The organism is Nocardia concava NBRC 100430 (assembly GCF_000308815.1).
GTDB classification, from domain to species: domain Bacteria; phylum Actinomycetota; class Actinomycetes; order Mycobacteriales; family Mycobacteriaceae; genus Nocardia; species Nocardia concava.
Genome location: NZ_BAFX01000023.1, coordinates 108,064 through 114,785 on the forward strand (window position 1 = coordinate 108,064; position 6,722 = coordinate 114,785).

Below are 6,722 nucleotides of genomic sequence, written 5' to 3' on the forward strand. Positions count from 1 at the left end.
CGCGGGCCGCCGAACCATCCGAACCCGCACCGCGCCGAACCGACCGGCGCGAGCCACAAATTAGCACCGCATCGGTGCCGTGTCATGTGCGAGCGAGGGGGCTGAACTTCCTGCCGCCGAACGGATTCGATTCAGCCCCGATAACGACGGTGGTCGGCGGAGAAATCGTCCGCGACCGTCGCCGCCAATTCCACATAGGCGCGCTTGACCGGCTTGCTCAGGCGATGCAGATCGATCTCCGCGCCCTCACCGAGATGAGCGTCGTAGGGGATGATGTGGACCGCGCGGCAACGCGACAGGAAATAGTCGCGCAGCTGGTTGATTCCGACATTCGGGGCGCCCGGGCGCGGCAGGTTGATGACCACCACCGCATTGCGGACCAGGTGGTCATGGCCGTGCAGGGACAGCCAGTCCAGGGTCGCGGCCGCACTGCGCGCGCCGTCGATGGCCGAGGACGAGATCAGCACCAGCGAATGCGCCAGATCCAGCACGCCCGCCATCGCCGAATGCATCAGGCCCGTACCGCAGTCGGTGAGGATGATGTTGTAGAAGCGCTGCAGGATTCGGGCTACCGCGCGGTATTCCTCCTCGCTGAATGCCTCGGACGCGGCGGGATCGCGCTCACTGGCCAGGACCTCGAGACGGCTACTGCCCTGCGAGGTGTGGCGGCGCACATCCGAATAGCGCTGAATGTGTTCGTCCAGCAGCAAATCCCGCACCGTCGAACGAGTCTGCAAAGGCACGCGCTGCGACAGCGTTCCGAAGTCCGGGTTGGCATCCACCGCGATGACCCGGTCACCGCGAATCGACGAGAAAATCGACCCGAGCCCCATGGTGGTAGTCGTCTTACCGACCCCACCCTTCAACGACAACACCGCGATCCGATAATCGCCGCGCACAGGCTGCCGAATTCGCGCCACCAGTTCCTGCAGCCGCCGCTCCTCCGCCGACATCCCAGGATTGATGGACCCGCCCGACATATGGTGCACGGCCTTCCGCCACCCCGACCCAGGCGCCTTCTTCGCCCTCCGCACCTGCACATCATCCAGCGAAGGCACAGGCCCGCCAGGCCCATTCGCCCCCCACTGCCCCGGCTGCCCCGGACCGCCGTACTGCCCGGGCGCACCGTACTGCCCGGCACTTCCCGGCCCATACTGTCCGGCCGCCGCCGGCCCATACTGCTCGGCCGCCCCCGGTCCGTACTGACCCGGCGCACCCAACGGCGCCTGACCGACTTCGCCATGATCACCCGGAGGTGTCGAGGGCTGGCCCGGCGCGACCCAAGGACTCTGGAAATGGTCGCCGGTCGCATACCCCGGCTGCTGACCCTGCTGCGGCGCTGCCGCCCAAGGCATCTGCCCCGGCGCGGCAACACCAGTCTCGCCCGATGCGCCCCCGCCGACTTGCCCTGCGCCCGAGCCGGTCTGCCCCGGTCCGGGCCAAGGCCCCTGGCCGGGTCCGGCCGACTGGTCCTGCCGGCCCGGCGGCTGTTCCTGAGAAGCCCACGGAGCCTGCCCGGGCAGGCCGCTGCCCGGGTTCGACCCATCAGCCTGCTGGCCCGACTGAGCCCATGGCATCTGCCCGGGCGCGGCAATACTCGGCTCGCCCGAAGCGCCACCGCTGACTTGCCCTGTGCCCGAGCTGCTTTGACCCGGTCCGGACCAAGGGCCTGGAGCGGGCTGGCCGGTGTGCTGTTCCTGGGAGGCCCAGGGGGCCTGCCCCGGCATGCCGGGGACCGGGTGCTGCCCGTCGGACTGCTGCCCCGGCTGAGCCCATGGCATCTGGCCGGGCGCGCCCGGGGCCGCACCCTCGGGGGCGTTGCCGACGAATTGTCCTGTGCCAGGGCCGTCTTGGCCCGGGGCGGGCCAAGGCTGGTTCGGGATGTTCGGATATCCGGGCTGGGCGGACTGCTGGTTCGGTGCGGCCCAGGGGGTTTGACCGGGGCCGTTCGCACCGGGGAACTGGCCGTTCGCCGGTTGGCCGGATGGGCCCTGGGCCCAATCCTGTTGTGCCGGGTCGGGCTGTCCTGGAGTAGTGGGGATCGTATGCCGACCGGTCAGGCCCGCGGCGGCAGCCTCGGACATGGGCGCGTTGGCCCAGGGGTTCGCGTCCGGGTCGGTGTCGTCCTGGCCGGGGGCCTGAGCCCACGGATTCAGCTGCGGTGGAACGGCTCCCGACGCTTGGTTGGCCGTCATCGACGCCGCGGCCGAATCAGGGCCGGGAGCGCCCGGAATCGGACCGGGAACGGGCGGGGCCGGTGGCGTCCACTGGCCGCCGTCGGGCGTCTGCGGACCGGGCCCCGGAATGTGTGGGGCAGGGTCGAACCCGAGCGGGCCGGGCGCCTGTGGCGTCGAATCGGCACCCTGTCCAGCCGGGCCGGTGCTCTGCGGACTCGGTCCGGTGCCTTGTAGACCCGGGCCAGGTACCTGAGGGATGGGGCCGGAACTGTGGCGACCTTCCCCGGGGGTCAGGCTGGGGCCGGGCGGCGGCGGTACGTCCAGCGCGCGATGGCGGCCGGGGACCATGGGCTGGTCGAAATCCGTATTCGGGTCGGACTTTTCGGCAGCGCCGGAGGCGGCATCGTCGGCGTTGGGTGACAGCGGGCTCGGGCCCGCGAGTGCGCCGCCGAGGCTGGCAAGCTGGGCGTCCAGCAGCTCATGCGCGCTGGCGGTGGTGTTCGGGACCGGACCGGTTGGCGGGGTGATGATTCCGGAGCCGGTCGCGTCGAGCTCGCCCGGGGCCGGGGGCAGGGGCGGCTGGGAGAACTTCGTGGTGGCACCGACCGGATCGCCGACGTCGGGGGTCGCGGAGTCGACCTCGCCGGGGGCGGGCGGCAGCGGCGGACGGGACGCGCGGAGTGCCGGATCGCCTGCCGGGGAATCGGATTCACCGGGGGCGGGCGGCAGTGGCATGCGGGTGGTCGGATCGGCCGGGAGCCGGGCCGGGGTCAATGGATCCGGTGTGCCCGCGAGCGACGCGCCGACGCCCTGCTGCGGCGTGGGTGAAGGCGGCAGCGGCGGCGGGGTGAAGAACTGCGATTCGGAGTTCTGACCGGCAGGACCCGGGGTAGGGCCGACCGGTCCTGAAGTCTGCTCGGCCGGGCCGGGATTCGGTGCCGGGCGGGGCGGTTCCGGAGTGGTCGGGGTCTGGGGGAACTGGCTGCCGAGGAGGTGCGGGGGCGTCTGCTGCTGGGGCGGCTGGGCCGGATGTTGTTGCGCCGGTTGGGCGGTGGGCGGTGTGCCGCCGGAGGCCGGGGTGTTGGGGCGTGCGGAGGGGGAGGGGAAGCCTTGGCCGTTGGACTGCTGCGGCGTCGAGCCGTTGCCGTTGAGCTGGGGTGCGGGGTGGCCGTTGGCCGGGGCGGCGGGCTGCTGCGACTGGTTGCCGCGCGGGGGGAGGTTGAAGTGGGTGCCGGGATCGCGCTGGGGGATCGACTCGCGCTGTGGGGCCTGGGCTGCCTGCTGCGGCTGAGCCCACTGGTCGGACCGGTCGGCGTTGGTGCGGGGAGCCGGGGGAGTCGGGTCCGCGGGGGTCTGGGGCTGGGGGGTGGGGTCCGCGGCGGGGCCCTTGCGGGGGTTGCGGTTGCCGAAGATGCGGCGGCCGCCCTTTTTCTTTTCCGGGATGAGGTCGTCGTGGGGGAGGTTCTGGACGGGGGCCTCGTAGCCGGAGTCGGAGACGTCGCTCTCGGACAGCCAGGGCGGGAGCATGGGGAGGCCGTCGTTCTCGCGACTCACATCTACCCCCGGAAGCTCGACCGATCTTGCTGGACAGGCCGTAGTTTAGCGAGCTTCGGCAAGGCCGTGCCCGGTGTGGGGGAGCGCGGGGGTGACTTCGCGCGTAATAGTGCCAAGTCACAGCACCCGTATTTGGCCGGATCTGGGGAAACGGGTAAGCTTGGCCGCTGGTGACTTACATAGTGGCTGTGGCATGTCTTCGTGCCGCCTCCAGTGAGTATGTCACCGGGTTGGCCGTCATGCACCACGAAACTTCCGGCCGACCTGCCGTAATGAGCTTGAACCAACCAGGTTCAGCCTAACCGGGATCGCGGAGGATATGGCGAAGAAGGAAGGGGCCATCGAGGTCGAGGGCCGGGTTATCGAGCCGTTGCCCAATGCGATGTTCCGGATCGAGCTGGAAAACGGTCACAAGGTTCTGGCCCACATCAGCGGCAAGATGCGGCAGCACTACATCCGCATCCTGCCCGAGGACCGCGTCGTCGTGGAGCTCTCGCCCTACGACCTGACCCGCGGCCGCATCGTCTACCGCTACAAGTGAGTCACCCTCGCGGGTGCGAACAGACTTCCGGGATGCGAATCCCGGGTTTTCCCCGGTCAAACCGGCCGGGGAAAAACTGTGTTCACGGCCAGTGAACACCAACCCAGATTGGATCTGACGTGAAGGTTCAGCCGTCCGTCAAGCCGATCTGCGAGAAGTGCAAGGTGATTCGCCGTCACGGGCGAGTCATGGTGATCTGCGAGAACCTGCGCCACAAGCAGCGCCAGGGCTGATTCACCGCCAAGCACCGAATCGCGGTTCGGATTGGCAATTGAAGAAGAACTCCCAGCTCCAGTCGCCGTCGGCGAGTCCCGCAGGGGACGGACGGCGGCCTACCCCCGGTACGGAGGCCGGGGCCCCACTCACGAGGGGACGGACAGGGAGCAGACCTCCGCAAAAGTAAGGAATCGCCAAACATGGCACGTCTGATGGGCGTCGACCTCCCGCGCGAAAAGCGCATGGAGATCGCGCTGACCTACATCTTCGGCATCGGCCGTACCCGCGCCAAGGAGATCCTCGAGCAGACCGGCGTCAGCCCGGACCTGCGCTCGAAGGACCTCAGCGACGACGACCTGACCAAGCTCCGCGACTTCATCGAAGCCTCGGACATGAAGGTCGAGGGTGACCTGCGCCGCGAGGTGCAGGCCGACATCCGTCGCAAGATCGAGATCGGCTGCTACCAGGGCATCCGCCACCGCCGTGGCCTGCCCGTGCGTGGCCAGCGGACCAAGACCAACGCCCGCACGCGCAAGGGTCCGAAGAAGACCGTCGCCGGCAAGAAGAAGTAGGGATAGCGCATGCCTCCGAAGAGCCGGGCCGCTGGCCCGAAGAAGACTCAGAAGTCGCGTCGCCGGGATAAGAAGAACATCCCGCACGGCCACGCGCACATCAAGAGCACGTTCAACAACACGATCGTGTCCATCACCGACCCCGAGGGCAACGTCATCTCCTGGGCGTCCTCCGGCCACGTCGGTTTCAAGGGCTCGCGTAAGTCGACTCCGTTCGCCGCGCAGCTGGCCGCCGAGAACGCTGCCCGCAAGGCGCAGGAGAACGGCGTCAAGAAGGTCGACGTTTTCGTGAAGGGCCCGGGTTCGGGTCGCGAGACCGCCATCCGTTCGCTCCAGGCCGCCGGCCTCGAGGTCGGTTCGATCTCCGATGTCACTCCGCAGCCGCACAACGGCTGCCGTCCGCCCAAGCGGCGTCGCGTCTAGCGGGAAAGGAAGAGTAGAAAAATGGCTCGTTACACCGGCCCTATCACCCGCAAGTCGCGTCGTCTGCGTGTCGACCTCGTTGGAGGCGACCAGGCGTTCGAGCGTCGTCCTTACCCGCCGGGCCAGCACGGCCGCGCGCGGATCAAGGAGTCCGAGTACCTGATGCAGCTGCAGGAGAAGCAGAAGGCTCGCTTCTCCTACGGCGTCATGGAGAAGCAGTTCCGCCGCTACTACGAAGAGGCGAACCGCCAGAAGGGCAAGACCGGCGACAACCTGCTGCGTCTGCTCGAGGCCCGTCTCGACAACGTCGTGTACCGCGCCGGTCTGGCCCGGACCCGTCGTCAGGCCCGTCAGCTCGTGTCGCACGGCCACTTCGTGGTCAACGGCGTGAAGGTCGACGTCCCGTCGTTCCAGGTGTCGCAGTACGACATCATCGACGTCAAGGAGAAGTCGGCCGGCACCCTGCCGTTCCAGGTCGCCCGCGAGACCGTCGGTGACCGTCCGGTCCCCGGCTGGCTGCAGGTCGTCCCGGGTCGTCTCCGCATCCTGGTGCACCAGCTCCCCGAGCGTGCGCAGATCGATGTTCCGCTCCAGGAACAGCTGATCGTCGAGTACTACTCGAAGTAATTAGGTTGCGCGTCAAGCGCACCGCTGGTTGTGGCCCTGAGTTCCTCAGGGCCGCAACAGCTCCCAATCGTGAGCGTCAAATAGTGGGCGCTCGAAGGAGGAAGAAATGCTGATTTCACAGCGACCGACGCTGACCGAAGAGGTCGTGTCCGAGAACCGGTCGCGGTTCACCATCGAACCGCTGGAGCCGGGCTTCGGTTACACCCTCGGCAACTCGCTGCGGCGCACGCTGCTGTCGTCGATTCCTGGTGCGGCTGTCACCAGCATTCGCATCGACGGCGTGCTGCACGAGTTCACCACGGTTCCGGGCGTGAAGGAAGATGTCACCGACATCATCCTGAACCTCAAGGGCCTGGTCGTGTCGTCCGAAGAGGACGAGCCGGTCACCATGTACGTGCGCAAGCAGGGCCCGGGCACCGTCACCGCCGGTGACATCGTCCCCCCGGCGGGCGTGACCGTGCACAACCCGGATATGCACATCGCCACCCTGAACGACAAGGGCAAGCTGGAGATCGAGCTCGTGGTCGAGCGCGGTCGCGGCTACGTCCCGGCCGTGCAGAACAAGGCGTCGGGTGCGGAAATCGGCCGGATTCCGGTTGACTCGATCTACTC

General features: G+C 68.4%; 7 protein-coding genes. 6 read left to right on the plus strand and 1 reads right to left on the minus strand.

Translation table 11 applies throughout. From position 1 onward, the window contains the following. Positions 1-131 precede the first annotated feature (131 nt). Positions 132-1,577: a MinD/ParA family ATP-binding protein gene (locus ON43_RS47320; RefSeq protein ID WP_444543736.1), complete on the minus strand. Its 1,446-nt coding sequence runs from the start codon at positions 1,575-1,577 to the stop codon at positions 132-134. A 2,473-nt stretch (positions 1,578-4,050) separates the two neighbouring features. Between ON43_RS47320 and infA the strand changes: the two genes are divergently transcribed. The 6 genes from infA to ON43_RS06215 all read left to right on the plus strand — a co-directional run. Next, entirely contained in the window at positions 4,051-4,272 is a 222-nt protein-coding gene (gene infA / locus ON43_RS06190) for a translation initiation factor IF-1 (protein WP_040804562.1), read from the plus strand. Positions 4,273-4,391: 119 nt separating this feature from the next. Then, positions 4,392-4,505, plus strand: a complete 114-nt coding sequence (rpmJ, locus tag ON43_RS06195; RefSeq protein WP_033085975.1) for a 50S ribosomal protein L36 — start codon at positions 4,392-4,394, stop codon at positions 4,503-4,505. Between the two features lie 183 nt (positions 4,506-4,688). Further along, positions 4,689-5,060 carry a 30S ribosomal protein S13 gene (rpsM, locus tag ON43_RS06200; protein ID WP_040804564.1) on the plus strand — a complete coding sequence of 124 codons (372 nt, stop codon included), beginning with the start codon at positions 4,689-4,691 and terminating at the stop codon, positions 5,058-5,060. Positions 5,061-5,069: 9 nt separating this feature from the next. After that, the gene (gene rpsK, locus ON43_RS06205) at positions 5,070-5,483 is read left to right on the plus strand and encodes a 30S ribosomal protein S11 (protein ID WP_019045110.1); all 414 of its coding nucleotides are present in this window, start codon (positions 5,070-5,072) and stop codon (positions 5,481-5,483) included. A 21-nt stretch (positions 5,484-5,504) separates the two neighbouring features. Continuing rightward, on the plus strand, positions 5,505-6,110 hold the full coding sequence (gene rpsD / locus ON43_RS06210; RefSeq protein ID WP_040804565.1) for a 30S ribosomal protein S4: 606 nt from the start codon (positions 5,505-5,507) through the stop codon (positions 6,108-6,110). 106 nt (positions 6,111-6,216) lie between these two features. Next, a partial coding sequence (locus ON43_RS06215) for a DNA-directed RNA polymerase subunit alpha (protein ID WP_040804566.1) occupies positions 6,217-6,722 on the plus strand: 506 nt, incomplete at its 3' end.

Bases quoted from the DNA above. Each gene is read 5' to 3' on its own strand.
- ON43_RS47320 (WP_444543736.1), bottom strand. From the start codon at position 1,577: ATGCCATGGGCTCAGTCGGGCCAGCAGGCTGATGGGTCGAACCCGGGC.
- infA (WP_040804562.1), top strand. From the start codon at position 4,051: ATGGCGAAGAAGGAAGGGGCCATCGAGGTCGAGGGCCGGGTTATCGAG.
- rpsM (WP_040804564.1), top strand. From the start codon at position 4,689: ATGGCACGTCTGATGGGCGTCGACCTCCCGCGCGAAAAGCGCATGGAG.
- rpsK (WP_019045110.1), top strand. From the start codon at position 5,070: ATGCCTCCGAAGAGCCGGGCCGCTGGCCCGAAGAAGACTCAGAAGTCG.
- rpsD (WP_040804565.1), top strand. From the start codon at position 5,505: ATGGCTCGTTACACCGGCCCTATCACCCGCAAGTCGCGTCGTCTGCGT.